Source organism: Limosilactobacillus albertensis (assembly GCF_014145555.1).
GTDB lineage: Bacteria > Bacillota > Bacilli > Lactobacillales > Lactobacillaceae > Limosilactobacillus > Limosilactobacillus albertensis.
In genome coordinates, this window is record NZ_JACIVD010000066.1 from 129,724 (window position 1) to 155,030 (window position 25,307).

Annotated in this window: 30 protein-coding genes and 2 tRNA genes; 21 read left to right on the plus strand and 11 right to left on the minus strand. The window is 38.1% G+C overall.

What is annotated here, in order from left to right; all coding sequences use genetic code 11:
- Nucleotides 1–8: 8 nt before the first annotated feature.
- The 13 genes from H5S41_RS08205 (at nt 9) to H5S41_RS08265 (ending at nt 7,509) form a co-directional block, all read left to right on the plus strand.
- Complete coding sequence (locus tag H5S41_RS08205) at nt 9–629, plus strand: Rha family transcriptional regulator (RefSeq protein WP_182602926.1); 621 nt, start codon at nt 9–11, stop codon at nt 627–629.
- Between the two features lie 17 nt (nt 630–646).
- Nucleotides 647–922 carry a helix-turn-helix domain-containing protein gene (locus H5S41_RS08210; RefSeq protein WP_182602927.1) on the plus strand — a complete coding sequence of 92 codons (276 nt, stop codon included), beginning with the start codon at nt 647–649 and terminating at the stop codon, nt 920–922.
- Between the two features lie 44 nt (nt 923–966).
- Nucleotides 967–1,104, plus strand: a complete 138-nt coding sequence (locus H5S41_RS08215; protein ID WP_164960378.1) for a hypothetical protein — start codon at nt 967–969, stop codon at nt 1,102–1,104.
- A 13-nt stretch (nt 1,105–1,117) separates the two neighbouring features.
- Nucleotides 1,118–1,429, plus strand: coding sequence for a hypothetical protein (locus H5S41_RS08220; RefSeq protein WP_182602928.1), 312 nt, complete (start codon nt 1,118–1,120; stop codon nt 1,427–1,429).
- Nucleotides 1,430–1,597: 168 nt separating this feature from the next.
- Nucleotides 1,598–1,807 (plus strand): hypothetical protein, encoded by a 210-nt coding sequence (locus H5S41_RS08225; protein WP_182602929.1) that lies wholly within the window; start codon nt 1,598–1,600, stop codon nt 1,805–1,807.
- Nucleotides 1,798–2,262 carry a hypothetical protein gene (locus tag H5S41_RS08230; protein WP_182602930.1) on the plus strand — a complete coding sequence of 155 codons (465 nt, stop codon included), beginning with the start codon at nt 1,798–1,800 and terminating at the stop codon, nt 2,260–2,262. The genes H5S41_RS08225 and H5S41_RS08230 overlap by 10 nt, the downstream gene beginning before the upstream one ends.
- Before the next feature lie 3 nt (nt 2,263–2,265).
- Complete coding sequence (locus tag H5S41_RS08235; RefSeq protein WP_182602931.1) at nt 2,266–2,451, plus strand: hypothetical protein; 186 nt, start codon at nt 2,266–2,268, stop codon at nt 2,449–2,451.
- A gap of 4 nt (nt 2,452–2,455) precedes the next feature.
- Nucleotides 2,456–3,481, plus strand: a complete 1,026-nt coding sequence (locus H5S41_RS08240) for a hypothetical protein (RefSeq protein WP_182602932.1) — start codon at nt 2,456–2,458, stop codon at nt 3,479–3,481.
- Between the two features lie 20 nt (nt 3,482–3,501).
- Entirely contained in the window at nt 3,502–3,903 is a 402-nt protein-coding gene (locus H5S41_RS08245; RefSeq protein ID WP_182602933.1) for a hypothetical protein, read from the plus strand.
- Nucleotides 3,904–4,019: 116 nt separating this feature from the next.
- Nucleotides 4,020–4,325, plus strand: a complete 306-nt coding sequence (locus H5S41_RS08250) for a hypothetical protein (protein ID WP_231833061.1) — start codon at nt 4,020–4,022, stop codon at nt 4,323–4,325.
- A gap of 1,781 nt (nt 4,326–6,106) precedes the next feature.
- Nucleotides 6,107–6,286 carry a hypothetical protein gene (locus H5S41_RS08255; protein WP_182602935.1) on the plus strand — a complete coding sequence of 60 codons (180 nt, stop codon included), beginning with the start codon at nt 6,107–6,109 and terminating at the stop codon, nt 6,284–6,286.
- An 862-nt stretch (nt 6,287–7,148) separates the two neighbouring features.
- On the plus strand, nt 7,149–7,325 hold the full coding sequence (locus tag H5S41_RS08260) for a hypothetical protein (protein ID WP_003667527.1): 177 nt from the start codon (nt 7,149–7,151) through the stop codon (nt 7,323–7,325).
- A gap of 1 nt (nt 7,326) precedes the next feature.
- Nucleotides 7,327–7,509, plus strand: coding sequence for a hypothetical protein (locus H5S41_RS08265; protein ID WP_182602936.1), 183 nt, complete (start codon nt 7,327–7,329; stop codon nt 7,507–7,509).
- A 508-nt stretch (nt 7,510–8,017) separates the two neighbouring features.
- Here the strand turns inward: H5S41_RS08265 and H5S41_RS08270 are convergent.
- The 8 genes from H5S41_RS08270 to H5S41_RS08305 form a co-directional block, all read right to left on the minus strand.
- Nucleotides 8,018–8,090, minus strand: a tRNA-Glu gene (locus H5S41_RS08270).
- A gap of 53 nt (nt 8,091–8,143) precedes the next feature.
- On the minus strand, nt 8,144–9,700 hold the full coding sequence (locus H5S41_RS08275) for a cation:proton antiporter (RefSeq protein ID WP_182602937.1): 1,557 nt from the start codon (nt 9,698–9,700) through the stop codon (nt 8,144–8,146).
- Nucleotides 9,701–9,760: 60 nt separating this feature from the next.
- On the minus strand, nt 9,761–10,090 hold the full coding sequence (locus H5S41_RS08280; RefSeq protein ID WP_182602938.1) for a hypothetical protein: 330 nt from the start codon (nt 10,088–10,090) through the stop codon (nt 9,761–9,763).
- Nucleotides 10,091–10,187: 97 nt separating this feature from the next.
- Nucleotides 10,188–10,260 (minus strand) — tRNA-Gln (locus tag H5S41_RS08285).
- Nucleotides 10,261–10,324: 64 nt separating this feature from the next.
- Complete coding sequence (locus H5S41_RS08290; RefSeq protein WP_182602939.1) at nt 10,325–10,804, minus strand: DUF7679 family protein; 480 nt, start codon at nt 10,802–10,804, stop codon at nt 10,325–10,327.
- A 108-nt stretch (nt 10,805–10,912) separates the two neighbouring features.
- Nucleotides 10,913–12,859 (minus strand): copper-translocating P-type ATPase, encoded by a 1,947-nt coding sequence (locus H5S41_RS08295; RefSeq protein WP_182602940.1) that lies wholly within the window; start codon nt 12,857–12,859, stop codon nt 10,913–10,915.
- Nucleotides 12,859–13,146: a cupredoxin domain-containing protein gene (locus H5S41_RS08300; RefSeq protein ID WP_182602941.1), complete on the minus strand. Its 288-nt coding sequence runs from the start codon at nt 13,144–13,146 to the stop codon at nt 12,859–12,861. Before H5S41_RS08300 ends, H5S41_RS08295 begins: the two co-directional genes overlap by 1 nt.
- Complete coding sequence (locus H5S41_RS08305) at nt 13,146–13,517, minus strand: cupredoxin domain-containing protein (RefSeq protein ID WP_182602942.1); 372 nt, start codon at nt 13,515–13,517, stop codon at nt 13,146–13,148. Before H5S41_RS08305 ends, H5S41_RS08300 begins: the two co-directional genes overlap by 1 nt.
- A gap of 328 nt (nt 13,518–13,845) precedes the next feature.
- On the opposite strand from H5S41_RS08305, the gene H5S41_RS08310 reads away from it, so the two are divergent.
- Both H5S41_RS08310 and H5S41_RS08315 read left to right on the plus strand, forming a co-directional pair.
- On the plus strand, nt 13,846–14,370 hold the full coding sequence (locus tag H5S41_RS08310) for a matrixin family metalloprotease (protein ID WP_225431294.1): 525 nt from the start codon (nt 13,846–13,848) through the stop codon (nt 14,368–14,370).
- An 87-nt stretch (nt 14,371–14,457) separates the two neighbouring features.
- The gene (locus H5S41_RS08315; RefSeq protein WP_182602943.1) at nt 14,458–15,366 is read left to right on the plus strand and encodes a DMT family transporter; all 909 of its coding nucleotides are present in this window, start codon (nt 14,458–14,460) and stop codon (nt 15,364–15,366) included.
- Nucleotides 15,367–15,410: 44 nt separating this feature from the next.
- Here the strand turns inward: H5S41_RS08315 and arcC are convergent, their stop codons facing one another.
- Both arcC and argF read right to left on the minus strand, forming a co-directional pair.
- Nucleotides 15,411–16,343 (minus strand): carbamate kinase, encoded by a 933-nt coding sequence (gene arcC / locus H5S41_RS08320; RefSeq protein ID WP_182602944.1) that lies wholly within the window; start codon nt 16,341–16,343, stop codon nt 15,411–15,413.
- Between the two features lie 16 nt (nt 16,344–16,359).
- On the minus strand, nt 16,360–17,367 hold the full coding sequence (gene argF, locus H5S41_RS08325) for an ornithine carbamoyltransferase (protein WP_182597764.1): 1,008 nt from the start codon (nt 17,365–17,367) through the stop codon (nt 16,360–16,362).
- A gap of 254 nt (nt 17,368–17,621) precedes the next feature.
- Between argF and H5S41_RS08330 the strand changes: the two genes are divergently transcribed.
- Nucleotides 17,622–18,461: a DNA-binding domain-containing protein gene (locus H5S41_RS08330; RefSeq protein WP_182602945.1), complete on the plus strand. Its 840-nt coding sequence runs from the start codon at nt 17,622–17,624 to the stop codon at nt 18,459–18,461.
- 112 nt (nt 18,462–18,573) lie between these two features.
- Here the strand turns inward: H5S41_RS08330 and H5S41_RS08335 are convergent, their stop codons facing one another.
- Nucleotides 18,574–19,932, minus strand: a complete 1,359-nt coding sequence (locus tag H5S41_RS08335; RefSeq protein ID WP_182602946.1) for an LPXTG cell wall anchor domain-containing protein — start codon at nt 19,930–19,932, stop codon at nt 18,574–18,576.
- Nucleotides 19,933–20,132: 200 nt separating this feature from the next.
- Here H5S41_RS08335 and H5S41_RS08340 point away from each other — a divergent pair, with 200 nt between their 5' ends.
- The 5 genes from H5S41_RS08340 to H5S41_RS08360 are packed head-to-tail and all read left to right on the plus strand — an operon-like array spanning nt 20,133 to nt 25,306.
- On the plus strand, nt 20,133–21,941 hold the full coding sequence (locus H5S41_RS08340; RefSeq protein WP_182602947.1) for an NEAT domain-containing protein: 1,809 nt from the start codon (nt 20,133–20,135) through the stop codon (nt 21,939–21,941).
- A complete protein-coding gene (locus H5S41_RS08345; RefSeq protein WP_182602948.1) occupies nt 21,928–22,713 on the plus strand; it encodes an NEAT domain-containing protein in 786 nt (261 codons plus the stop codon). Before H5S41_RS08340 ends, H5S41_RS08345 begins: the two co-directional genes overlap by 14 nt.
- 10 nt (nt 22,714–22,723) lie before the next feature.
- Complete coding sequence (gene isdE / locus H5S41_RS08350; protein WP_182602949.1) at nt 22,724–23,608, plus strand: heme ABC transporter substrate-binding protein IsdE; 885 nt, start codon at nt 22,724–22,726, stop codon at nt 23,606–23,608.
- Nucleotides 23,609–23,610: 2 nt separating this feature from the next.
- The gene (locus H5S41_RS08355; protein ID WP_182602950.1) at nt 23,611–24,558 is read left to right on the plus strand and encodes a FecCD family ABC transporter permease; all 948 of its coding nucleotides are present in this window, start codon (nt 23,611–23,613) and stop codon (nt 24,556–24,558) included.
- Complete coding sequence (locus tag H5S41_RS08360) at nt 24,545–25,306, plus strand: ABC transporter ATP-binding protein (protein ID WP_182602951.1); 762 nt, start codon at nt 24,545–24,547, stop codon at nt 25,304–25,306. Before H5S41_RS08355 ends, H5S41_RS08360 begins: the two co-directional genes overlap by 14 nt.
- Nucleotide 25,307: the final 1 nt, after the last annotated feature.

Below are 25,307 nucleotides of genomic sequence, written 5' to 3' on the forward strand. Positions count from 1 at the left end.
TGAATTACATGAATAATTTAGTTTTCATGCACGGTCTAAATGAAGAACCATATACCACAGATAAAATCATTGCTGAATGTAGTAATAATAATCTTCATTCTGTAAAAGTGATTATCTATAACCACAAAGAGGACTTAGAAGAGTTTGGGGTTTTGTCATTTGAAATGACTAAACCTCTTAAAGGCTCGAAAGGTGGACGACCTAAAAAGACCTACCACCTTAACGAGCAACAAGCTACTTTACTAATTACCTACTTGGATAACACACCAGAGGTCAATCAGTTTAAGAAAAATCTAGTCCGTGAGTTCTACCGTATGAGAAAAGAGCTTAATCAACGACAGATTAACCGAGCTATTGAAAAGCCACAGCGAAAATCATTAATGGACGCCGTAAAGGATTGGCCACACGTTACTCAATGGAGTTATCGCAATATGACACAGCTTTTATTGAAGCGTGCTACTGGTCTAACAGCACAGCAAATCAAGAAACAAAGACACGTCAAAGTTGCGTTAGATGGTCTAACACTCAAAGAACAAGAACGATATAAGCAATTAGAAAATATCGCAATCGGCCTTGTGGGTCTCAACAAGACGTGGGACGAGGTAAAAGGCGTTTTGCTATTGGCTTAATGATTGGAGTTGAGAAGATGGAAAGTTTACAAGTGCAGTTGCCAAATGATTTACAGGAAGCGACTAAAGCAATGATTGGGGATGCACTCAATGAAGCTATTAAAGATGTGCAAAACAAAAACAGCTTCCCGCCTTATCTGAATAAGGGAGAAGCCAGCGCCTATTGTGGCGTGTCACGGGGTGTCTTCAATGCTTGGCTTAAAAAGTATGACATCCCCACAATTAAGATTGAGGGCGTTAGTCGATTCAGACGTAAAGCCCTAGATGAGTTTATGCAACAACACGAAAAATAAATAATATCAGCTTGCCAGCGTGGATATTGGAGGAATTAAACATCATGAAGTTATTAGCAACGATTGATAAACACATATTAAGCTACTGGGACACAGCGCCAAGTGAACGGCTATGGGCTTACCTTGCTACCTTGCCCGTTGTACTCGTAGCAATGAATTTAATCGCTCAGTTAATCAAGTAAAGGAATGAAGCCGATGAAACAACTAGACAAAGAGGAAAAGAAGATTTTACAGCTATTACCTAAAGGGATTGCGCAACCTAAACCGCTTAAAGAATTAGTTAAGCTGTCGGGGTTAAAAGAGCGTGAAGTGCGTGGAATTATCTATCGCTTAATCGTGCTTCACCATGTACCAATTGGAGCGCAGTATAACCGCCCAAACGGCTATTACATCATTACCAATAATGATGAGCGCCAACAAGCCTTAGCTCCCCTCACCTCACAAATAACAATGATGAGTAAGCGAGCGCAGGCAATCAGTAACGCAGAATTAGAAAGTGAAGAATAATGTTTCAGCAAAATAAAAAAGCCGTCAAATGCTATCAATCGACCAAAACCGTTAGCATTTAACAGCAACAAAAGAATAAGAACAACGGCTTCCCGTTGCTTGCTTATTCTAACATATTTCAGTATTTAAGACGGGGAACATCCCCAACAAATGGAGGAATAATCAATCATGAAGAATGATAATTACAAGTTTATTTTAGCAGACGATCACAAGGGCAATAAGGTACTAGCCGTTATTAAGGGCAAGCTGTCTACTGAATTAGTAAGTCATGCTAAGGCAATTACCGATACCCGTTTTAATGTAGTTGCTGACCAACTTAAAAAGATTATTGATTCAGCAAGCGTTATTGAAAAGGACGGTGAACAGTCATGCAATTAGTGACCCTTACCGCCCCAGACGGACACCGTGAACGTTGGGACATGAAAACTACTTACCTCGCCCTGCTCTCGTGGTATTCATATCTTAAAGACACCGAGAACAGCAAAGAACCAACGGAACTCGCCACCCGTATTAGTAAGTTCGTTGGGAATGATATTAAGCAAGTTCACACCTTCTTAGTTTACTTAGACGGCTTCAATGGTGACCTATATTCTAAGTTGTCCTTGCTAACGAACAACGATGATAAAAACACCACTCGCCTTTATTTCATTATGAAGTCGCTTAACAATCCAAATTACTTAGCGCACAACAAGCGAGAAGAGCGAGAACGCCAAAAAATTGTTGAACGCATTGAACAGGTAACAAATAACGATGTCGAAATGCTTAAACGCCTTATTGCCTTAACAAAGCTATTTGTTGATGGTCAATTAAGCTATAAGAATATGGAGGGATGAGTAATGAAATTGCTTCAAGCAACTAATCAAGATGGAAATTTGATATTAAATGACTTTGCGACAGGGAATGAAATTAGCAAGCGGATATATTGGCGTGATAGTACCCCTTATTATCTAAGTAAAGATGATGACTTGCTAATTCCTTTTAAGGCTATCCGTGTAACTAATGTTTACCAAGAGGAGGATTAAAGTAATGGCACAAAGAAGAATGATTAGTAAGTCAATACACCAAGACGGACGCTTTTTGACTTTATCGCCTGTAAGTAAAATTCTTTACGATGATTTAGTGCTATATGCTGATGATGATGGCTTTTGTTCTGATGTTTCTTTAATTAATTTGATGGATAAAGCAACCGCTGAAAACTATAGCGAATTGGAACAGGCGGGGCTTATTGTTAATGTTGAGGGAGTTTACTTGATTGTTGACTGGTTAAATACTCAATTATTAAATCACTATTCTAGAACTTCTTTTCTCGATTTATCCAGTAAGGTATTTATCAGAATTGATTTTAAATACACAATAAACGCAGAAGATAGAAATATTGCCTTGCCATTAGATGATTGGGTAGAGAGAAAAAATCGCAACAGACAGATAAATCTTAAAGCCTTGCAACAACAGCGTTTGAAAGGTGTGGTAACCCAAAAGGTAACGAACGGTAAACCTAACGTAAACAAAAAGATTACTAAAGGGTCACCTAGTATAGATAAGAATAGTATAGATAAGAGTAGACTAGAACAGTACAGTACAGCTCAGAACAGCAAAGAAAAGATCAACAAAGAAAATAACTACAAGTATATAAATAGTTCTTCTAATGGGGGTATGGGGGAAGATGCTTCTTTAACCGCCCACGTTGCTACTTCCTCTATAGAGAATAATGCTACTAAGGAAAGTGGACGAGATAGCGGAGATAATGGTGTGGTTAATAGTCAACCAGACATTAACGACAATCAAGACAGTATTAACAGTCTATTCAACTACTTAAACGGTATATCACCTACTGACATCCCCAAAGACAATAAAAGGCTTGCTGATGTTTTTGATATGTTAATCCATAACGGCTATGAAATTGAGGACATCCAATTAGGAATTGATAACATTATGAACGTTGCTAATCAAATGCCACAATATCAAAATGAACAATCATTAGCCAAGCTATTAATACAGCACCTACCCGAGTACACCAAGCAAACATTGGAACAATCCTCCAGTGATGACTAAGACACAGAGGTGATACATTCATGAACCTAACAGAATTTGAGAGAAGCCTTTCTGATTTTAGTACTGGATATGAGACCTATATTAAATTGATGAGTGATATTAAACGATTAGACAACCTAATACAAGCCAACGAGAAGCAATTAAACGATAGCTTAATCAAAATACCATTTACCCACTTGTATTTTGTTGATGGTCTAGGTATCTTCAAACATCAAACGCCTACCCTACTCAAACAAAACAGGCAATTAATAATTAAATACAATCGAAAGCTAATAAAAGCGAAGAAACTTTCTAGTTCGCTTCATAAGCAATTAGAAGCTATCAGAAACGATTACCTAAGTAGCAATGGTGAGGAAAGCGAAGCAAAAGATAAATTAGCCAATAAATATTTGAAGCAGTTTGGACAGATTAGACACCCTTAAAAAGAGAGGACAAATAAACAATGAATTTTAACATCAAATACCCACCGTTAGTTGAGCAAGCCTACAGTCATTTTCTTTCTATTGGCTTGCATCCTAACAAGGACAAACTCTATAAAATGCTAGTTGATGAGGGGATGATTGATGAGCTGGGCAATCCTACTCAACAAGCAATTGACAAGGGGTTAATAGAAGTAGCTGGGAACAATCCAATTGAACGCTTTAAGGCTGAAAATCCTCTTGTGGCTCACATTCCAGATAAACATTTCAAGGTACAAGGTAACCAAGTACTCATGGACTGTTACGCTGTAAGAGTGACAGCTACTACAATACTAAATGACCCTACTGCAACACAGGAGCAGAAAGAAAACGCTCAAAGTCTATTGGATAAAGTAAAGAGCCTAGACCATAACGAATGGCATTAATTAATAAGCATTTTTAGCCTTATCGGCCTCCTTAAAAAATATGACCTACGAAAAATAACATCCCCTCTTTGCCGTTAATACAGCGATATAGAGGGGATGTTGTCATTTGCTCGGAGGAAAAGGAAGCAAAAAGCGTGCAATGCTTTACTAGCCCAAATACTGATATATCAATAGCTCAACTGTAATTTTTCATTATCAATTGCACGGAAAAGCAAGCGACAGAAATATAAAGCTGATTTTAGTTGCTATTTATGTATTTTGATTAATTTTAAAAGTAATTTTCGTCGGAAAAGGCACTTGTTTTTAATTGCTATCTATCAAGCTAAGACGGAACACACGTTTATTTCAAAAATTAGGGCTATTTTAAAACGAATAAGTAGCAATAAGTATAATTTATCCTTTTGAGTTTAAAATAGCTCAGATGGCTTTAAAACGAAAAATAGAGGATATGGAATAATTGCCAGCCGAAAATTCAGCCACGAAATATATTTTTATACTGGCTTATCTTAAACACTCGTTTATTTCTCAGTATCAACGGTCATGATGTACAAAAAATAAAATGAAAGTCTTGCCTAGTATATTTATCCTTTCAAGGTTTAATCTTCTCAAAATGCTTATCAGTTGAAGCGTATAGAGAAAATAAGACGAGTTACCTTAATGCTAGAATCCATTATGCTAAGTTAAACCTCGCCTCAGCAGGTAAATATAATGAAAAGCGTTAAATTGCGTGCAATTGCGTTAAAAAAGCATAAAAAAAGACGCCCTCACTACGAGAACGTCTCCTCAGATATCTATTTAAAACATATTCATTATATCACATGATTTTATTTACCCTAAAAAGGGCATGGATTTATTCTATCAGTTAGCATTCAATATTAGAAGCTCACCTGTTATTGAATATGCTTATGATAGTTATATATAATATAAGCATGGTAAATGAGAGGGAGTAGCTACCCTTAAATTTACCTAGACAGTCTACAAGCAAGGCAGATACCCAGCTTTCTACACCTAATTCAAAGTAGACAAGGAGGCGGTTATCGTGTCTTTGGTTTGTCTCTACTTGTTTAGGAGGACGCCTTTTGACTATCACGCTAACAATTACTAGCGCTAAGGTCTTTGGTGGTGTTGTTGCCGTTATTATTACTGCAATAATGGCAATAAAAAAACGCCTTAAATAAGGCGCTCCAAACATACAAGTAGACTGTCGGGCGTTAGGTTCTAGCACAACCTAGCGCCTTTTTACATAAACAATTATAACATGTGCATATAACTATACAAGGTATAAGTTTACGCTATAGCACACTATATTACACTATATGCAACTCAACACCGAATTGTATAAATACATATGATAGTTATATAATATGAGCATGATAAGTAATAGGAGTAATTAACCTAGCACTTATCAAGGCGGAAAAGAAGCTAGACACCAACCAGCCTTTTACAAGCACAGCAAGAAACGGAAGTGTTGGTTATGTGTTTGTTTCTTGACTGCTAGGGAGGTTCTGGCGGTGAGCATAACATTAACATTTACAAGCTATAAAATGCTTGTATTTGTAGTTGTTATTGCAATCAGCCTACTAAAAAAGCATTAATAGCTACTAACTACTAATGCTTTGAAGTAAACCTGTCTAGCAAGAAAACGTCGGGCGTTAGGTTCTAGCACAACCTAGCGCCTTTTTACATAAACAATTATAACATGTGCATATAACTATACAAGATATAACTTTACGCTATAAGACACTATATTACACTATATGCAATTTAAGGGGATGTTTTTCATGGTTACACAAGCACAAATGCGAGCTACAAGACGATACGCCAAACGACACCCAGAAAAGAATAGACTTTATCAATATCGGTCAAATGCTAGAACCTTTATTAAACATTACGCCAGCTTAAAAGACTTAGATAATTTAATTCAATTAGCACAAGAGCAAAAAGCCAAGTTAACTAACTAAAGGACGACCTAGATAACTAGACCGCCCTTTTATTTTGCACCACTCAATTATTTAATATCGTACCTTATCGAATGCACGTAAAGCAAGAAAGGTATGTATATAAAATGCCATACTAAAAAGGCGCTTTTTTTTAATGCTCAGATTAAAAATGATGGCAAATGATGGCACGATGGTAGGAAATGGTAGGATAAAACATCAATATCAAAATAGCTAAATCATTTGAGATTGCATTTAATGGATGGTTGCAAATGGTAGCATAAAAAAAGAGTAGCCATCATAAGCTACCCTTGATATTGTCGAAAAATTAACAACTTTACTTTTCACGCCCCATAGGTATTTTAGCATATTATCTTGAGTATAATTTGGTGCGCACCCTCATTAAAAAGTATGCGTACAAAATAAAAAAGTGTGCACACAAAACTACTAAAAGGTTGCACCCTGTTTTTAGGTAATATAGCAGGATTAAAAGTCCTCTGTTATCAACTCTTGATGGTTGTAAATGGTAGTATTTTAACAAGGCAAAATGATAGCAAATGCTAACATTTTTTGATGGCAAATGATGGCATGGCATCGCTTGCTAATGCTTGCATAAAAATGTCTAAATTCTTCTTGCTTCCTCTATTACATATGTATATAATATAGTTAGCCCCTAAGGAAAGGGGGTGGTTACATTGCTTTTGAAAGTAAAGAAAAAGCCCAGCAAAATAAAGATTAGATTAAAGCTCAAAATCTTTATATCACTGGACTTTACACTTGAAATCAAATGGTGATTAATCACCGCCCTAAGAGTTGCAAGTTGGTAGCTCAACTCTTAGGGGCTTTTCATATGTATATTATAGCATTTAAAAGCGAGGGATGAAATATGAAGCGCCTTAAATACCAATCAAAGAATAAACACGTTACTATTTCCCTAGATGTCTATTCTCCACGTGAAACGCTAGCAATGTGGAAACAAGACGTTAGGAAGTTCAAGACGTGGCTTCACACACCAAAAGATAAACGCAAGAAGCTATTTGAATTTAAGATTGAGAGGAAATAATATGGCACTTACAGAGTCACAGCACAAAGCAATCAACAGATACCGTAGTAAGAATAAAGCACAAGTACAGTATATTAACCGCCGTTCAGTTGCTAAGAACTTTATCTTAAAGAGTGCAACGCAAGAAGACATTGATATGCTACTAGGCTGTATTAAACAACGGCAAGAAGAATTGAGCGACTAAGGACAGCTAACGAAATATGTTAGTTGTCTTTTTATTTACGCTGTAAAAACTGCTTAAATTGCACTAAAAAGACGCTCTACTGTGAGAGCGCCCCTTCAATATAAAAAATAGCAAATTTATTATAACATCCCCCGCCCTGCATTGTTGAGAAGAGAGCGGCACACATTACCGTATTTTTATTTGCGAGGGCTGTTTTGAAACTTTTTAGGTAGGGGGGCTATTTTAATTGGTTGTTGATATATAAGCAATTACATTAACTAGAATAATTAAATCATCCCCGTTTTAGACAAAAAATATTGTTGGGGATGTTTAATCTTAAAAAATTCTGACAGCAAAAATAAAAAGACTACTAGATTAGTAGTCCACCATGCTGACAAGTTGAATTATTTTTCCGCAATTTTTCCGCAGAATTGATTAAAAATAACGTTTTATAGTGTAAACCTAAAATCAAGAATGCTGATTTATCAATGATTTCGACGCTATATTAAATTAGTTTAAAATAAAAAAATCACCCGCACGGGGATCGAACCCGTAACTCCGCCTTGAGAGGGCGACGTCTTAACCAATTTGACCAGCGGGCAATAACGTACAAGTATGATTATACGTTATCCCCCCATATTCGTCAATCATTATTTCAATAAAACTTATCCTGATCAAGCAGAATCGATTCTGCTAGCAACACATCATTAAACAGCTCGTAAACATACTCCTGCATATTTTCCCGTTGTGAAACCATATCAAGATACTGGCGCTCTGCACGGAAAGCCCACAGAAGTGCCCGTTGCTCTAATTCGCGCTCCTGGTCGCTAAATTCTGTCCGCCAACTAGCCTGAATCCACTGACGCCAAAAATCACTAAATGAATTAGCATTCTTTTGATCTTGTAAATCGTATAAAACACTTTGGCGAACATTCTCAGGAAGATAGATTTTTTTAACAGCATTTATTCCCTCTTCAACCATTTCGTCCCGTAACCGATTTGTTTGCCGAATACTTTCTTTAACTGATAAATTATGTGGCAGCAAAAAACGAAAAGCAATTGACGGTACGACCATACTTAACACAATCATCAGCATTTCAGCAAGAATTATAATACCAAACTGCGAAGAAGAAACACTGTCAATAATCATATAGACTAGTGCAAGCGTTACTGCCCCATGAACACCACCTAGAGCAAAAATAATGCTTCCTCGGTTAGTCATTCTTACGATCAAGCCATAGCAATAGCGAATAATAAGATTTACCACATACAATACTATCCCGATACTTATCCATTCAATATTAGTGTTGCCGACAACTAAATCAGCCCTAATAATTCGAACGACTAATAATCCTAAAATAATAAAGACCATGTTATTCAAAATCTCACGAAATAAGTTCATTAAGGTGATTCCATTGTGATACTGGCGTGGCAACACAAATCTACTCCGCATTCCCTCGCTATTTTGCATTAAGCCTGCACAAACAACTGCAATAATTCCTGAAACTTTAGCTTCTTCCGCAATAAAATACACTATAAATGGAGTAATTAAAAATAACATATTTTGCGCATTATAAGCAAAACGATTAGAACGTGTCAATAATTGTCGAAAGCTAATCATTAAAAGTGCTGCCATTGTTCCGATCAACATGCCGCCACCAGCAGAACGCAAGAAGTCTAAAAGAGTTTGCTGATAATTAAAGTGACCGTTTTTTACCCATAATGCCATCGCACTGACTAGGATAATTCCTGAAGCATCATTAAATAGCGACTCAACTTTTAAGATACTCTCTTGTTCTTCTGGAACAATTAATCCTACTGAAACAGATTCGGTCGCCGTTGCATCTGTCGGTGTACTTAATGCCCCCATTAAAAAGGCAAGAGCCAATTGTACCCCTAACAATGATACTGCAAAGCCCGTGAAGATAGTGGCAACAAGCACCAAAACAATTGCTGTTTGAATAATTTGCCAAAACTTTTTACCGACTAAATTCATTCTCGTTGTTTGACCTTCAAAATAAATTAATGGGGCGACAATATACATAAAAGCCTCAGACTTGAATGGTGCAACAAGCTCGTTCAGCGGAATAATTAAGCCCAAGATAATCCCAACAAGAATGCTTATATAATTAATTGAGAAACGCGGAATAAAGCCAGCAATAATGCTGCTAAATACTGATGCAAGTAATAAAACAATCGTGGAAACAAGCATTGCAAATCTCCCTTAATATAAATAAAGCTGTGACTTCTTATGTCGCAGCTCAAACTTATGTTATTCAAATGATAGTTCTAACAAATATACTTTTTTCTCTGGTATATGACAGGTCGTTACCCATACATCATGATAATTTGTCTTTGTTCCGTTAGTCATTGCAAAATATTTATCAAGTAATTCGCCATTCTTAGCCACAAAATCATTAGATAAACGGTTAACCATAAAACGATTAACTGGAAAGTAAAATGATGCATCAGCTATCTTTAGCGAATCATCAAATAAAATCATAATCGTATTAGTATACCGTGCTTTAATATTCCTAATTAATTCTGGATGATTTTTTAGTTTTGTTAAAACATAGTAAATAGAATCAGAATTACTAGCCATATTCTTCCCCTCACTTGACTGTAATTATAACAAATAACTAATAAAAAGACATAAATAAAAAGCCTGCTAGATAAACCTAACAGACCTATTGTTATAATTGGGCATACTGGTCTCGAACCAGTAAATTATGGATTCAGAGTCCACTGCCTTACCAGTTTGGCGAATGCCCAATAAGATAAACTTACAACGATATATACTATACATGTAAGTCACCTAATAGTCAACCATTTTTTATTATTTTCTGAGTTCTGCTTGTAAACGTTGCCGTTGACGGTAGCATCGCCATTTTGTAACTAAATTAACAAACAAATGATGCTTTGAATTACACCAATAATCGACATCCGCCTGAATCTGGCGCTGAGTCCACTTATCATAGTCATGATGCAAAAAATTATAATTTGCTAAGGCAGATTGCTTTTTCCATATTGCCGCCATTATAAATTGGCTTCGCGTCCTTTGAACTTTATTATCAACATTTGCTAAGTCGACTGCTTCTACACCCATAACTTTTGCTGTCCCAATCGGCGGAGTTATTTTCTTACTTGGTAAATAAGGAGCAAGCGGAACATTAATTAATGCATCAATAATTACTTCTTGCCAATCTTCACGAGTCTGGTAACGATGCATCAATCCCGGCTCAACATCATTTGCTAATAAATAATGATGTTCTACTCCCGAGCTTAATTGAACGCGAACTAAAAATGCTGTTGACATTTTAAACACTCCTCAATATCACTTCGATAACATTTTACCGCAAAAGCTCGTTACTTTGTGCATTTTATAACAAAAAGTGTTTAAAAATTAATTCTTCCTAATTCCATATTACTTGATTGGCTCTTGAACAGTGTCTCCTCCTGCAATCCTTGCTTTATTCAGTAATAAAGATGAACTGACAACGGAAACAGAACTAAATGCCATTGCAAGTCCCGCAAGTTCAGGACTAAGGGTAAAGCCAACAAAAGCGAATAACCCAGCAGCAATCGGTATTCCAACAACATTATAGATTAACGCCCAGAAAAGATTTAATTTAATTCGGTTAAAGATCTTTTGGGAAATATCTAGTGCGCGGACAACACCGCGTAAATCATTTTGAACCAAGACAATTCCGCCAGAATCAATTGCAATATCTGTTCCTGATCCCATTGCTATCCCAACATCCGCCGTCGATAGTGCAGGGGCATCATTAATGCCATCACCAACAAAGGCAACTTTCCGACCTTTATCCTGAAGCTTCTTAATTTGCTGTGCCTTATCATTTGGCATCACCTCTGCGATCACTTTATCAATTCCTACCTCAGCAGCAATCGCGTGAGCTACTCGTTCGTTGTCCCCTGTTAACATTACTGTCATAAGCCCGCGTCTTTTCAATTCAGCAATCGCTTCTTTTGAGCTTGGCTTAGGTACATCTTGGATTGCAACTAGGCCAATAATTTTTTTATCTAGTCCAACGTACACAACCGTCTTGGCTTCTTTTTGCAATTGCTTTGCACGGGTAATCATTTCCTGGGAAATATTTACATCAACTAATAAACGGTTGCTACCGACGAACGCAATTTGATTATTATAGTTAGCACGAACTCCCTTTCCTTCGATTGCTTCAAATTGATCAACTTTCACGAGCGAGATTTCTTTAGCTTGTGCTTCGTGGAGAATTGCAGCAGCTAAGGGGTGTTCCGATGATTCTTCAAGACTAGCAGCAATTGTCAGTACTCTTGTCGGGTCACCAACAATATCAGTCACCACTGGCTTTCCAACCGTAATAGTTCCGGTTTTATCGAATACAACAGTGTCAATATCACTAACCGCTTGTAAAACTTCACCATTTTTGATGAGAACACCCATTTTGGCACTTCTCGCAGTTCCAACCATTAAAGCAGTCGGCGTTGCTAAACCAAGGGCACAGGGACAAGCAATCACAATTACCGAAACAGCAAATAACAATGCTTGTACAAACGTGGCACCGATAAATGAATACCAGACCACAAATGTTATAATTGCAATAATCATTACTACTGGAACAAAGATATTTGAAATTTTATCTGTCAAATTCTGAATTGGTGCATGACTAGTCTGCGCCTTTTTTACTAAATCGACAATTTGTGCCAACATAGTATCGGCACCTACCTTCGTCGCCTTAAAAGTAATCGTTCCGTTGCCATTAATCGTAGACCCAATAACTGTATCACCTGCTTTTTTCATCACAGGTATGCTTTCACCGGTAACCATCGATTCATCTAATGAAGTTATCCCTTCCAATATTTTCCCGTCTACCGGTACTTTTTCGCCTGGTTTTACATGAATAAGGTCACCAACCTGTACTTGGTCTAATGGTACTTTTACAAATTTCCCGTCTCTTAAGACTTCCGCATCCTTTGCTTGAAGTCCCATTAGCTTACCAAGAGCACTAGACGCATTATTATGCATCTTTTCTTCCATTGCATCCCCTAGCAAAACGAAAACAGTAACAAAGGCGGCACTTTCAAAATAAACTGCCCTTCCAGTCATCATTGCAAAGATACTATAGAAATATGCTACTGCAGTTCCCGTTGCTACTAGGGTGTTCATATTTGCACTATGCTTCTTAAAAGCAGCAATTGCACTCTTCCAATACGGCAATGCTGAAATCGCCATAATAATGGTGGTAGTAATCAATGCTATCCAATTATAGCCCGGCATCATCCAGTGAAAGGGCATTGCAAGCATTTGGATCAGCATTGGAATCGCTAAGATAAATGAAATCCAAAACCGCTGAATGTTTGAAAGCTTCATTACTTCACAACAACCTTTCCATGAAACATATCCATTCCACAAGCATAATAATAAGTTGCCGGTTTATCTGTTGGAATATCAATGGTTACTTCCTTTTTGCCATCTAGTTTTTCATCAATGCCAAGCTCCTTAAATACAACTTCATTCATACAGCCCATATTATTCGATGAAATAAACTTTAATTGCGCTGGCTTACCTTGTTTAAAAGTAACTGTTGCCGGCTTATAACCATGGTTTTCAGCATTAACTACTACTTTTTTAGTTTGATCTTTTGAAAAAATACTCATTATTTAACAATCACCTTTCCATGAAACATATCCATCCCACAAGCAAAATTAAACGTTTGTGCCTTATCTGTAGGAATACTAATTGTCGTAATCTTTTGCTTTGTTAAGTCCTTATTAACTCCTAATTGTTCAAAAACTACATGTGATAAACAAGCAGTAGAGTCACGCATATCAAAGTTAACCTGTGCTGGTATCCCCTTTTTCAAAATCACCGTTGATGGCGAATACCCACCGTTAACTACAATTGTCGCCGTTTGTTCATCATTAACAATTGACGAATTTGCGGCAACTTCTGTATGTTTTCCAAAGAACCACCAAATAATAAAGGTAATTAATAGCAGCGCAACAATAATAACTGCAATTCTCAACATTCCCGCCTTCTTTCGTTTACACTTGTAATCATATTATGGTTATAGCTTACCATTTAAGTTTACAAATGTCAACACATAAAGAAAAACATTAAATAATGGACGTTTTAGTAGTTTTTAATTAAAATTTGATTGTCAGGAGGTGTAACTAATCAAACGATTTAATTTCTCATTAATTTTATTTTATCTATTATTTTTCGGTGGTATTATTTGGTTTTATCAAAATAATTCTACTTTTCAAGAACAATTTAATATTGGTATCCATAATGCACAAGTCTTCACTCAATCATGGTTACACCGAATAACCGGCAAAGAAGTCGCCACACCAACTATGCAAAGCACCGATCAGCAAGCAGACACACAAGATACGCCTACCGATGCACGGTGGCAGCAGAACTCTGCGACTATTTATATCGACATCAAAAATCCAGTATTAAAGAATGCTACTGAAACCGCAATTACCCAATGGAACAACACCGCGGCTTTTACCTTCAAAGTAGTTAACGATAAAAACGCTAATATTACTGTTTCAGCCGTAAATGATCCAAATAATGGAGCAGCTGGGCTTACTAATACAAGTATGAACTCTGCAACCGGATATTACCTTCATGCTACGGTCGAACTAAATTCCTATTATCTATTGAATCCTGCTTTTGGGTACTCCCAGGAACGAATCGTCAATACTGCAGAACACGAACTAGGACATGCAATTGGTCTACAACATACTGACAAAACTTCTGTAATGCAACCAGCTGGTTCATATTACCCTATTCAGCCACGGGACATTCAAGCTGTTAAAGCCTTATATTCCAGCACTCCACACCCTGTCATTGTAGAGGGAAATACGAACAAATGAGCAACAAAATAAAAAAAGTCTGACTCCCTCCTTAAAGAATTGGTATGGTAAAATGAAATAGAAAATCTAATTGGAAAGAGTATTTGTATGTCAAATAAAAAAGTTTTAGGTACAGCAATGATTATCACTGCCTGTACTTTTTGGGGTATTTCAGGGCTTTTCGCAAAGGCCCTTTTTAATGTCAGCAGTTCAATTACATCCATGTGGCTAACACAGGTACGGATGATATCGGCAGGAATTATTTTAGTCTTATTAAGCCAAATTCGTGGTGAACATCCCTTCCGAATTTTTAAGGATCTTCACTCTGCATGGACTATCTTTGCATATGGCGTTTTTGGACTTGTTCCCGTTCAATATGCCTATTTTATGGCTGTTCAATATGGGAATGCATCAATCGCAACAATTCTCCAGTTTATTGGCCCATTTTTTATCATTGCCTATCAAGCTGTCTTTCGTCACCTTCCACCACGACGGATTGAAATAATTAGTGCAATTATTGCTTTTTTAGGTGTTTTTATTATCGCAACTCATGGGCAATTCAACCATTTAGCCATGACGCTTAGTGTTCTTATATGGGGAATAATTTCTGCAATTGGTGTCGCAACCAATACCCTTATTCCGCAAAACATGCTTCGAGAAGGGCGGGTTCCTTCACTGATTATTACTGGCTGGGGACTACTATTTGCTGGGCTAATTTTATTACTTATCCATCCCAACCAGCCACAAGTTCCCAACATTCCATCGGTTTGGCTATACACGTTAGGAATTCTGATTATTGGGACGATTATCCCCTTCCAACTGGCTAATAATTCATTGAAATATATTGATGCAACAACATTTAGTTTGATGGACGCATTTGAGCCTTTATCGGCTACTATTGGCTCTGTTCTGATTTTTCATTTACAAATGACTGGAGCAGATATTCTTGGCTCAATTTTAGTTATTGTTGCAGTTCTGGCAATTAATATTCGTATTCCACAGAAAATTAAAGAATAAAAAAGAAAGTGATTCAGGATTTTTACCCAACCACTTTCTTTTTGTTAATTATCGCGGATAACTGTGCCAACCTTGCCTGCAAGAGCATCATCAAGACCATCTAATGAGGTAATTAATGCTTCACGTTCTGGATGACCTTCAACAAATGAAAGACACGCTTCAATCTTAGGCAACATACTACCAGCAGCAAATTGGTCTTCTTTCATGTATTGCTGAGCTTCCGAAATATTCAATGTCTTGAGTGCTTTTTCATCCGGCTTTCCATAGTTAATATAAACATGGTCAACCGCAGTTAAGATGATTAATTTATCAGCATCAATATTGTCAGCTAAAAGTGCACTTGAACGGTCCTTATCGATAACCGCTGGAACTCCTTCCAGTCCCTTATCACTAATGATAACAGGCACACCACCGCCACCACCGGCAATAACAAGCTTATCTGCATCAATCAAGGTCTTAATACTATCAAGCTCCATAATCTTCATCGGCAATGGAGATGGAACGACTTGACGATACCCACGTCCAGCGTCTTCTTTAAAGGTATAACCCTTTTCTTTTGCAATCTCATCAGCTTGTTCTTTAGTGTAAAAATCACCAACCGGCTTTGATGGATTCTCAAAAGCTGGATCATTAGGATCAACAGCAATTTGAGTCACGATTGTTGCAACACTCTTATTCATCCAACGACGGTGCAATTCATTTTCCAAGCTTTGTTGTAAGTGGTAGCCAATGTATCCCTGGCTCATTGCACCGCATTCTGGAAATGGAAAAGCTGCAGTTTTGCCATTTTCGGCAGCAAAATTCATTCCTAAATTGATGGCACCAACTTGGGGACCATTACCGTGACTAATAACCACCTGATTCCCCGCGGCAATTAAACCAATTAAGGAAGAAGCTGTATTTTTTACAAGTTTTAACTGTTCTTCGGGTGATTTGCCTAATGCGTTTCCCCCTAAAGCAACGACTACTTTAGCCATGGCAAATGCCTCCTAATTAGTTCTTTTCACCTAAAGTTGCAACCATGACTGCCTTAATAGTGTGCATCCGGTTTTCAGCTTCACGGAAGACAACTGAATGTTCACTTTCAAAGACTTCATCAGTAACTTCCATTTCCTTTAAACCAAACTTCTTCTCGATTTCCTTACCGACTTCAGTATCAAGGTTGTGGAATGCAGGAAGACAGTGTTCAAAGAGAACATTAGGATTTTCAGTTGCCTTCATAACATCCATCGTTACTTGGTATGGCTTAAGGAGGTTAATCCGCTTTTCCCACATATCGTCAGATTCACCCATTGATACCCAAACGTCCGCATAGATTACGTCCATTCCTTTGACACCTTCCTTGATGTCATTAGTAACAACAATCTTTGCACCAGTCTTGGCAGCAATTGCGTTAGCCTTGTCCAATGTTTCCTTAGTTGGTTCCAATTCCTTAGGAGTAACAACATGGTATTCCATGCCCATTACTGCAGCACCAAGCATCAATGCATTTGAAACATTATCTTGACCATCGCCAACAAAAGCAAACTTAATATCCTTGTATGGCTTCTTCAAAACTTCATGAGCTGTTAAGAAGTCAGCAAGTACTTGTGTTGGGTGATCTTCATCAGTTAAACCATTCCATACGGGAACACCAGAGTACTTAGCTAAAATTTCAACATTACGTTGGGAGAATCCACGATATTCAATACCATCAAACATTCCACCAAGAACACGAGCAGTATCTTTAACTGATTCCTTGTGACCAATATGTGAACCTGAAGGACCAAGGTAAGTTACATGAGCGCCTTCGTCTTTTGCGCCAACTTCAAAAGAACAACGGGTACGAGTAGAACTCTTTTCAAAGATCAAAGCAATGTTTTTGCCTTCAAGGTTCTTTCCTTCTGTGCCGGCATACTTAGCCTTCTTTAGGTCTTCTGCAAGGTCAAGCATGTATTCCATTTCCCGAGTGTTAAAATCTGCAAGAGTTAAGAAACTACGATTACGTAAATTAAAAGCCATTTTTATTTCCTCCTAAGGTCTTAATACAATTACTATAATAGGAAAAAGTTTCAAAATACTTCAAACAGCTTCAAAAAATATCTCCAAAAAATTTAGATATTTTCTAACATCAAGTCCTTTGTTCACAGTGATGTAAGCGGAAACAGCTTCACATTTGTAAAATAACGTTGCTATTGTCCCCAATCTTCACAAAGTGTAAAATAAAGCTAAGTTTCAAAATACTTCAAATAACATCAAGAAATCGGTGAAAATACATGAATTTTTATATTTTAGATAATGACAGTAAAATTATTCATTTATTATCCAATATTATTGAAAACGACTTTAATAATACCGTAGTCGGGACAACTTCCAATCCGCAGCAGGCCTATGATGACGCAATGCGGTTGGGAATTGATATTATGTTTATTGATTATGCAATGCCGGAAATGGATGGAGTGCGGCTTATTCAAAAGATCCAGGATAGTCATCATTATCCGCATTTCATTATGACTGCTCAGGCAATTCTCCCTTCTGTAAAAACAAGTGCATACCAACATGGCATTGATTTCTTTATTGAAAAGCCTTTAAACATTGCAGAAGTTAAATCGGTCATTAAACTAGCGGCGCAAAACATTAATATGTCCAATCGTCTTCTTCAAGTTTTAGACCTTGTTAGCGGAGCAGCGACAAATAATAATACAGTAACAATTAGTGGTAAAAATAAGAAAAAAGAAAACGCGCAATCTATTTTGCGTTTCCTCGGTATTACGTCCGGAAATGGAGCAACTGCAATTAACAGGCTCATTAATACAATGATTGAACGTGATATTAACTTTGATGAAGTTAACTTTGAAGAATTATTTCAATGTGATGATCGTAAAAAGAAAATTATTTTTCAACGAATTCGTCGTGATATAAAAACTGGTCTCAGTAATCTTGCCCATATGTGCATGGACTATCCAGAAAATGATATTATCCTCGAATATGCCAATAATCTGTATGAATATAAGAATATCCATAATGAAATGCAATTTCTCAAAGAAGAACGCAAGACAGGCGGGCAGGTATCCCTCAAACACTTCTTCAATGGTTTAATCCAAGAGGTAAAGTAAAAAGAAATCATAAATAGGCCTCTAAGGTTCGGCTATTCCGAGCTTTAGAGGCCATATTTGTACCATGCTATTCGCTTTTTATATCAATAAATAGGGCTATTCTTCTTTTTTATTAATTAAACTTTTTGCGAAGGATAACACCAGCAAATGCAAGCATTGCACTACCAAGAGCTAATGCAATAACTTGATGTTGGTTACCAGTTTGAGGCAGCTTAACATTATTATTTGTGTTAGCCTGACGAACAACAACTTTCTCGCCGTTACCAGGTGTTACCTTAGCAACATTCTTTTGTGCTGCTGTTTCATTAGTAGCTACATCTTTTGCAACAACCATAACCGGCTTTGTCTGGGCCTTTTGTTGTTGGTTATCACTAGTAGCTGCATTCTCTTGCTTGGTAACAACTGATTCTGATTTTGCATCGTTGTCAGTTGTCGATGCTTTAGTATCGTTAACATTGTTTGTGTCACTGGCAGCTTGACCATCGCCATTATTCTTTACTGCAGTTTTCCCTTGGTCAGTAGGTGTATCTTTAGAATGGTTAGCTGGAATTTCAACCTTGCTTTGGGCTTCTTTTAATTTTTCGTTAGCAGCAACTAATGCTTGTTGAGCTTGGTCTAACTGTGCCTGTGCATTAGCTACCTTTGCATCTGCGTCTTTTAATTCTGCATTTGCATTAACCAAAGCGGTTTCCTGATCCTTCAAATTCTGTTGTGCTGTTTGAAGGGCAGCCTCCTTATCTGCAACATCCTTAGCAGCATTTGCCACTTGTGTTTGTGCCGCAAGCTGATCTTGTAATGCTCCTTTGACATCTGCCTTAAGGATAGCTGATTGTTTCATCGCTCCAATTGGCGTATTTAAGTTCATATCAATTTGATACTCACTCTCAAGCGGTGCTGTAAAGGTCCAATCACCCGTTGATGTTTGCGTAAGTGCTTCTCCGTTGTATGAAAGGCCTTTAACATATTGGGTCCCATTTGTCATATGGATTGTAATATTAGCATTTTGGTTATCTTTTAATTCTGCAGTAGCCTTATTTGCAAAGAAATTTTGTGCTAAAGAACGGCTGCCATCAGGTTTTGCGAATTCCATATCAACTGTTACCGGCTTATTTGTTGGCGCTATCGGTTGAGCAGATTTAGCATTTTCAAGTGCCTTTTGTGCAGTAGCTACTTGATTTTGAGCATTGTTTACCCCATCAGTTGCCTGCTGAACTTTCTGCTGGGCATCACTTTGAAGTCCTTTAGCTTGAGTTAATGAAGTTTGGGCATCTTCTACGTTTGTCTTAGCTGTTTCAACTGCAGCCTGAGCATTTGTTACAGCGTTAGCAGTGTTTGTTTTAACCGATACGTTATCAGATGATTGATCACTTGAATCAGCATAAGCAGTAACATTTCCAGCAATTGTAACAGATGCTAATGCTCCTGAAACGGTCGCTGCCATCAGGATTTTCTTTTTCAAATTATTAACCATTATAAAAATACCTCCAAAAAATATAACCAAAAATCATTTTAATTATTACAGTATTCTAATGTAAACGCAAGCACTTAATAAAACTTAATTCCCAAATTGTTTGGTAAGTCTGCTAAAATAGGCGGTGGAGAAATTATTTTTAAACAAAATTTAATCCTTCAATTTTTTATCATTTGCTTAATCAAGGAGGAGTAATAACTTTGAAGCACTCATTTACACGCTCAACCTGGTTTTCGCTGCTCGCCAGTATCACTTTACTGACTAGTCCAACCTGCATCGCTCTCACTCCACTCATCCCTGCAATAACTGTCCATGCAGATGAACAGTACCAAGATGGAGAATACGAAGTTACGGGCGCATTTAAGAAAGTTGACGATCCGACGCAAGACTCAGTCGCACAAAACTTTTTCGCCCAACAAGTAAAAGTTCAGGTTAAAGATAACCACTTACAGCTAATCCTGCACATGGATAACGGAGCTGATTATCTCAAGCAAATTCAGGTAGAGGGAAACGACAAACCCGCTAATATTCAAAAAAATGATCAACAAGCTGATATTACCGTATCTTTGCCGAATAATAGCGGAAAATACATTGTTGATATGCAATTAGATACGCCAATGGGAGAGATGAATCAAAAAGCTAATCTTCTGCTTGACCTATCAAAGCTAAAAAAGCATTCAACCAACGATAAGCCCGCTCAACCAACACCCAATAATAATCAAACGCCAACGGATAACCCAAAAAATAACGATTCAAATAGTCGTACTAATAACGAGCATCAGGATAGTACTCCTGCAAAACAGCCCCAGCAGCCAGTAGAAGCCGCAACAGATAATGATGAGTATTCACTAAAAATTGTTAAGGCATCAAATCCCCAAGAAGAATCGGCTGCTCAGAAATTCTTCTCTTCCCACGTTTCAATTAATCCGTTGGGGAACGATTACCTGCTTACTTTCCATTTAACAAACGGCAGTAGTTTTATCAAAGAAATGAAATTTAATAACCAGTTGCCTGACAAGATCAGTCGAAACGGCGACCAGGTCAATTATAGTTATCGCGTTAGTTCAAATGTTATCAAAGCTGGACAAGGAAAGCTGTACTTTGCTCTTAGTACCCCAATGGGCAACATGAATGAAGAAGCAATTGCTTTATTCACAACTCCCCAGCATCCAACAACAATCACAACCCCACCAGCTATTCCAACGACACCATCCGTTGCTAGCACACCAGCAGTTACCGGCCAACATGCAATTGATCCAAATAAGGTTATTCAAGACGTCAAATATACCGTGCTCAATAGCCAGCGCTCTGGAAATTCAGAAGCAAATAACTACTATACTCACACTGCTCACGTTGTAAAAACCGGTAATAATGGCTACGATGTAACATTAACGGTTAGCGTTAAGCACGGGTTAGTAAGTTTTACCCCACTAAGGATGGCGGCAGGACCGATTACAGGAGTGAGTGCACTTCAAAGCAATGGACTTGACGAATGGCATTATACTTTTCATATCAACGATTACACCGCACTTGATAACCCTGTTGCTGGGTCAATTCGGATAAGCGTCCCCATTGCAAATATCAATAACCAGACGTTTAATGTTTGGTTTATCTTTGGTAAGACGTCAACTGGCGGTCCTAATGCCTTGGCAGCAATGAATGGCGGCACTGGCGATAATATCCTTGCAAATAGCGATCCTGCTAGTAGCAGTTCTGCCAATTCACCAATAGGCGGTAACCCGGGAAATGGCAGTTTAGTACAAACAGCATTAAATACTGTTCCGCCCACTAATCATCCCTTCGACCTAAAAGCAGCCAAAAAGCAACTTGCCAAATACCAAGTTAACCCCACCCTTAAACACCTAGTCCACAATAGCCAAGTCGATTACCCAATTTTAGTAGCACTTCTTGGTTTTATAGGAACAGCATTTATTATTATCGGCGGAGCAAGTATTTGGCACCACCAGCTCATTAAAAAAGTAAGGGGAAACTATCATGAAGATAAGTAAGCAATTATTATTAATCACGGTAATTACGCTAATCGGCCTATTTAGCGGAGGAGCGACCGCAAAAGCACAAAATATTAACTATCAGACATTTAAATACGGCACTAGCCAAACCTCAATGGCAGATGGTTACTACGCCCGCCCTGCACAAGTAAATGTCAGCGGAAATCAATACGTTGTAACCATGACTATCCATACTGGTGAAGATCTTGGTGCATGGCCAGTAACGGTCCTAACCATCGATGGACAATCACCGCAAAACGTATCAAAATCGCACGGGAACGGTTATGACTACACCTACTCCTTTACGACTAAGAACCTTAACCGAACAATTAGCAGCTCAATTGCAATTGATGTGCCTGGAGTATATAAAGCTAATCACAATATTAGCTTCAAATTTGATACTAGCGGGTTGCCAGCGCTTAATGGAAAACAGGACGCAGCCGGTAACGAAACAAAAGCAAGCGGTACTAATACTGCCACCTCGCCAAGCAATACTAATAACATTGCAAGCGGCGTGAACGATCCAAACCTTAAAAGCAAATTAAATAAACTCAATGCTCAAGCAGCTGCTCAATCTTCCCAAGCAAAAAAGAAAGAAAGTCAGCTTGCTCGACAAACGCTTAGGCAAAATGCGGAAGTCCAAGCAACCAATGCTCGTAACCAGCGTTTATTCTACTTTGTTATTGTCGGTGGAATTATTGGGATCATAATTATTCTTGCTGCTGCAATTTACTTTGTTCGCAGTGCATCAAAACATATTCCACGTCATTAGGGAGGATTATATGAACCGTTCAAAAAAATTAATTTTAATTACTTTAGGCTTATTTTTAATTCTTGCTGTCGGGATTGGAGTAGGAACAAAATATTTTCTTGACCGACAAGCAGTTAAAAGTCAGCGAATTGTTACTACCAGTGCCGCAACCACTGAAATATTTGCCAAGCTAGACCTTCCGCTAGTTGGTGTTCCAACAACCCAGGCAAAACTGCCCGCCAGATATAAAAACGTTCCAAAAATCGGCAGCCCAATGTCACCAAGCGTTGAAAAAATTGCCTCTCTTAACCCTACTACTGTCTATGCGGTATCAACGCTGAAAGATCAGTACAACCAATCATTTAAAGAGCAAAGCATCCACGTTGTATATCTTAAATTAGATACTGTTAGTCAGCTTAAAGGTACTCTCCAATCACTAGGTAAACAATACTATCGGACACGCCAGGCAAATGCTGAAATTAAAAAAATCGACCAGGCAACTGCCGATGTTAAAGAACGAATTCATGGGCGAAAGCCACGGGTTTTAATATTGATGGGGATGCCGGGCGCTGGTTATATGATTGCGACTGACCACTCATATGTCGGTGACCTTGTAAAAATTGCCGGTGGAAAAAATGTATATCCTGCCAAGGGACAAGCATATATCCACCCTAGTAACGACTCGCTTGCTACTAAACATCCAGATGTCATTCTCCGTTTAGAACATGCCTTGCCGAATGTTACTAAACCACAATTTGAAAAAGAATTCACTCAAAATCCAGTATGGAAAACTATGCCGGCCGTTAAGGACAAGCGGGTATATGACTTACAACAGCCGACCTTCAACGCCTCTGCTAACATGAACGAACCACAAGCTATTCGCCAAGTAAGCAAATGGCTTTACCCAACTAAATAACCATGAAAAAACGAAATATTATTACCTACGTGACCTTAGTAACTCTTATCTTTATTACTTTCTGGGTGGCATTAACAAATGGTGCAAGCCACTTTAGTATTTTCAAAATGAACGCAACACAATTAAATACTATCTTTAATATCCGGTTACCGAGAATAATAGCAGCCTTTATCGCTGGAGCCGCGCTATCCGTTAGCGGGGCTTTTTTTCAAGGGGCACTCCGTAATCCGATTGCTGATCCGGGATTTATGGGTATTTCTGCCGGTGCCTCCCTATTTCAATTCATTGGTGCTTTAATATTGCCAAGCTTTCTAACTGGTCAATTTCTCATGGCCTTTATTGGCGGTTTTTTATCGCTTTTTATTCTGGTCCATTTTCAGCCGCGAATGAATCCTTACCGCCTTATCTTGATTGGGGTTGCCCTTAATGCCACTTTTACGGGAATCCAAGAAGTATTTCCCGTTAGTCAGGGAAGAAGCAATATTTCATTAAGCACTATAACGTGGACAAGCACATTTTGGCTCGTTATTCTGGGAATTATCGGTTTAATGGCTGCCATTATTATTACGCCATGGTGTAATTACCTTAAAGTCAACGATGCACAATTAGGTTCACTTGGAATATCTGCTTCTCACTTACGAGGCGGTCTCCTAGCCGTTGCTGTTTTTCTTGCGACCACCGTTACGGTTAGCGCGGGCGTAATCCTTTTTATTGGGATTATTATCCCGCACATCGGTCGCTGGCTACTCGGCCATGATTACCGGCACTTAATCCCCTTCTCAATTCTGGCTGGCGGGTGGATGCTCCTCTTTGCAGACACCCTTGGTCGACTAATTGTTCAGCCAAGCGAAATCCCAGCGGCTACCATTTTAATAATTATTGGCGGCCCATTCTTAATTTTCATCTTATCCAAACAGCCACAAGGAGATTCAACTCATGCTACAAGCTAAAGATTTAAGCTACCAGTATTCAGCCTCTGCACCTTTAATCACGAAACTTTCTTTAACCATTCCCGACCACCAAATTACATCGATCGTTGGTCCTAACGGTTCCGGTAAGTCAACACTGTTTAAACTCCTTACACGTGCTATTCAACCTATGACAGGGAAAGTTTTACTAAATAATCATGACATTTGGCAGCTAACAGGAAAAGAAGTTGCCAAACAAATTGCAGTTGTGCACCAACACCATGATTTATACGATGATTTAACTGTCGCAGACCTAGTCCAGTTTGGGCATTTGCCTTACCAATCTCTTCTAAGCGACTTACCGGAAGAAAATCATAATACTGAACTATTGCTTAATCGGTTTGGTCTTACGAGCTTAAAGGATAGTTATGTTCGTAGCCTTTCAGGAGGACAGCAACAACGAGTTTGGCTTGCTCTTGCCCTCAATCAGCAGCCAGCTTACCTTTTTCTTGATGAGCCTACTACTTATCTTGATTTACATTATCAGATCGAATTTCTCAAACTCCTTCACCAACTAAACGCCGATGAACATTTAACAATTATTATGATTATTCATGATCTTAACCAAGCGCTTCAATACAGCGACTACTGCCTATTCTTTAATCATGGAAAAATCATTGCAGAGGGCAAGCCCGAAGAAGTATTAACCCCCAAACGTATTGAGGAGCACTTTAAGGTTAACTGTAAAAAGATTCAGACTACGGATGGACCCATTTTATATCAATATTAGG

Excerpts from the sequence above, each read along its gene's own strand:
- argF (WP_182597764.1), bottom strand. The coding sequence starts at position 17,367 with ATGGCTTTTAATTTACGTAATCGTAGTTTCTTAACTCTTGCAGATTTT.
- H5S41_RS08290 (WP_182602939.1), bottom strand. The coding sequence starts at position 10,804 with ATGTCAACAGCATTTTTAGTTCGCGTTCAATTAAGCTCGGGAGTAGAA.
- H5S41_RS08220 (WP_182602928.1), top strand. The coding sequence starts at position 1,118 with ATGAAACAACTAGACAAAGAGGAAAAGAAGATTTTACAGCTATTACCT.
- H5S41_RS08280 (WP_182602938.1), bottom strand. The coding sequence starts at position 10,090 with ATGGCTAGTAATTCTGATTCTATTTACTATGTTTTAACAAAACTAAAA.
- H5S41_RS08360 (WP_182602951.1), top strand. The coding sequence starts at position 24,545 with ATGCTACAAGCTAAAGATTTAAGCTACCAGTATTCAGCCTCTGCACCT.
- H5S41_RS08225 (WP_182602929.1), top strand. The coding sequence starts at position 1,598 with ATGAAGAATGATAATTACAAGTTTATTTTAGCAGACGATCACAAGGGC.
- H5S41_RS08230 (WP_182602930.1), top strand. The coding sequence starts at position 1,798 with ATGCAATTAGTGACCCTTACCGCCCCAGACGGACACCGTGAACGTTGG.
- H5S41_RS08255 (WP_182602935.1), top strand. The coding sequence starts at position 6,107 with ATGGTTACACAAGCACAAATGCGAGCTACAAGACGATACGCCAAACGA.
- H5S41_RS08265 (WP_182602936.1), top strand. The coding sequence starts at position 7,327 with ATGGCACTTACAGAGTCACAGCACAAAGCAATCAACAGATACCGTAGT.
- arcC (WP_182602944.1), bottom strand. The coding sequence starts at position 16,343 with ATGGCTAAAGTAGTCGTTGCTTTAGGGGGAAACGCATTAGGCAAATCA.
- H5S41_RS08205 (WP_182602926.1), top strand. The coding sequence starts at position 9 with ATGAATAATTTAGTTTTCATGCACGGTCTAAATGAAGAACCATATACC.
- H5S41_RS08275 (WP_182602937.1), bottom strand. The coding sequence starts at position 9,700 with ATGCTTGTTTCCACGATTGTTTTATTACTTGCATCAGTATTTAGCAGC.
- H5S41_RS08250 (WP_231833061.1), top strand. The coding sequence starts at position 4,020 with ATGCTAGTTGATGAGGGGATGATTGATGAGCTGGGCAATCCTACTCAA.
- H5S41_RS08305 (WP_182602942.1), bottom strand. The coding sequence starts at position 13,517 with ATGTTGAGAATTGCAGTTATTATTGTTGCGCTGCTATTAATTACCTTT.
- H5S41_RS08295 (WP_182602940.1), bottom strand. The coding sequence starts at position 12,859 with ATGAAGCTTTCAAACATTCAGCGGTTTTGGATTTCATTTATCTTAGCG.
- H5S41_RS08300 (WP_182602941.1), bottom strand. The coding sequence starts at position 13,146 with ATGAGTATTTTTTCAAAAGATCAAACTAAAAAAGTAGTAGTTAATGCT.
- H5S41_RS08315 (WP_182602943.1), top strand. The coding sequence starts at position 14,458 with ATGTCAAATAAAAAAGTTTTAGGTACAGCAATGATTATCACTGCCTGT.
- H5S41_RS08240 (WP_182602932.1), top strand. The coding sequence starts at position 2,456 with ATGGCACAAAGAAGAATGATTAGTAAGTCAATACACCAAGACGGACGC.
- H5S41_RS08215 (WP_164960378.1), top strand. The coding sequence starts at position 967 with ATGAAGTTATTAGCAACGATTGATAAACACATATTAAGCTACTGGGAC.
- H5S41_RS08335 (WP_182602946.1), bottom strand. The coding sequence starts at position 19,932 with ATGGTTAATAATTTGAAAAAGAAAATCCTGATGGCAGCGACCGTTTCA.
- H5S41_RS08345 (WP_182602948.1), top strand. The coding sequence starts at position 21,928 with ATGAAGATAAGTAAGCAATTATTATTAATCACGGTAATTACGCTAATC.
- H5S41_RS08330 (WP_182602945.1), top strand. The coding sequence starts at position 17,622 with ATGAATTTTTATATTTTAGATAATGACAGTAAAATTATTCATTTATTA.
- H5S41_RS08210 (WP_182602927.1), top strand. The coding sequence starts at position 647 with ATGGAAAGTTTACAAGTGCAGTTGCCAAATGATTTACAGGAAGCGACT.
- H5S41_RS08235 (WP_182602931.1), top strand. The coding sequence starts at position 2,266 with ATGAAATTGCTTCAAGCAACTAATCAAGATGGAAATTTGATATTAAAT.
- H5S41_RS08355 (WP_182602950.1), top strand. The coding sequence starts at position 23,611 with ATGAAAAAACGAAATATTATTACCTACGTGACCTTAGTAACTCTTATC.
- isdE (WP_182602949.1), top strand. The coding sequence starts at position 22,724 with ATGAACCGTTCAAAAAAATTAATTTTAATTACTTTAGGCTTATTTTTA.
- H5S41_RS08245 (WP_182602933.1), top strand. The coding sequence starts at position 3,502 with ATGAACCTAACAGAATTTGAGAGAAGCCTTTCTGATTTTAGTACTGGA.
- H5S41_RS08310 (WP_225431294.1), top strand. The coding sequence starts at position 13,846 with ATGCAAAGCACCGATCAGCAAGCAGACACACAAGATACGCCTACCGAT.
- H5S41_RS08260 (WP_003667527.1), top strand. The coding sequence starts at position 7,149 with ATGAAGCGCCTTAAATACCAATCAAAGAATAAACACGTTACTATTTCC.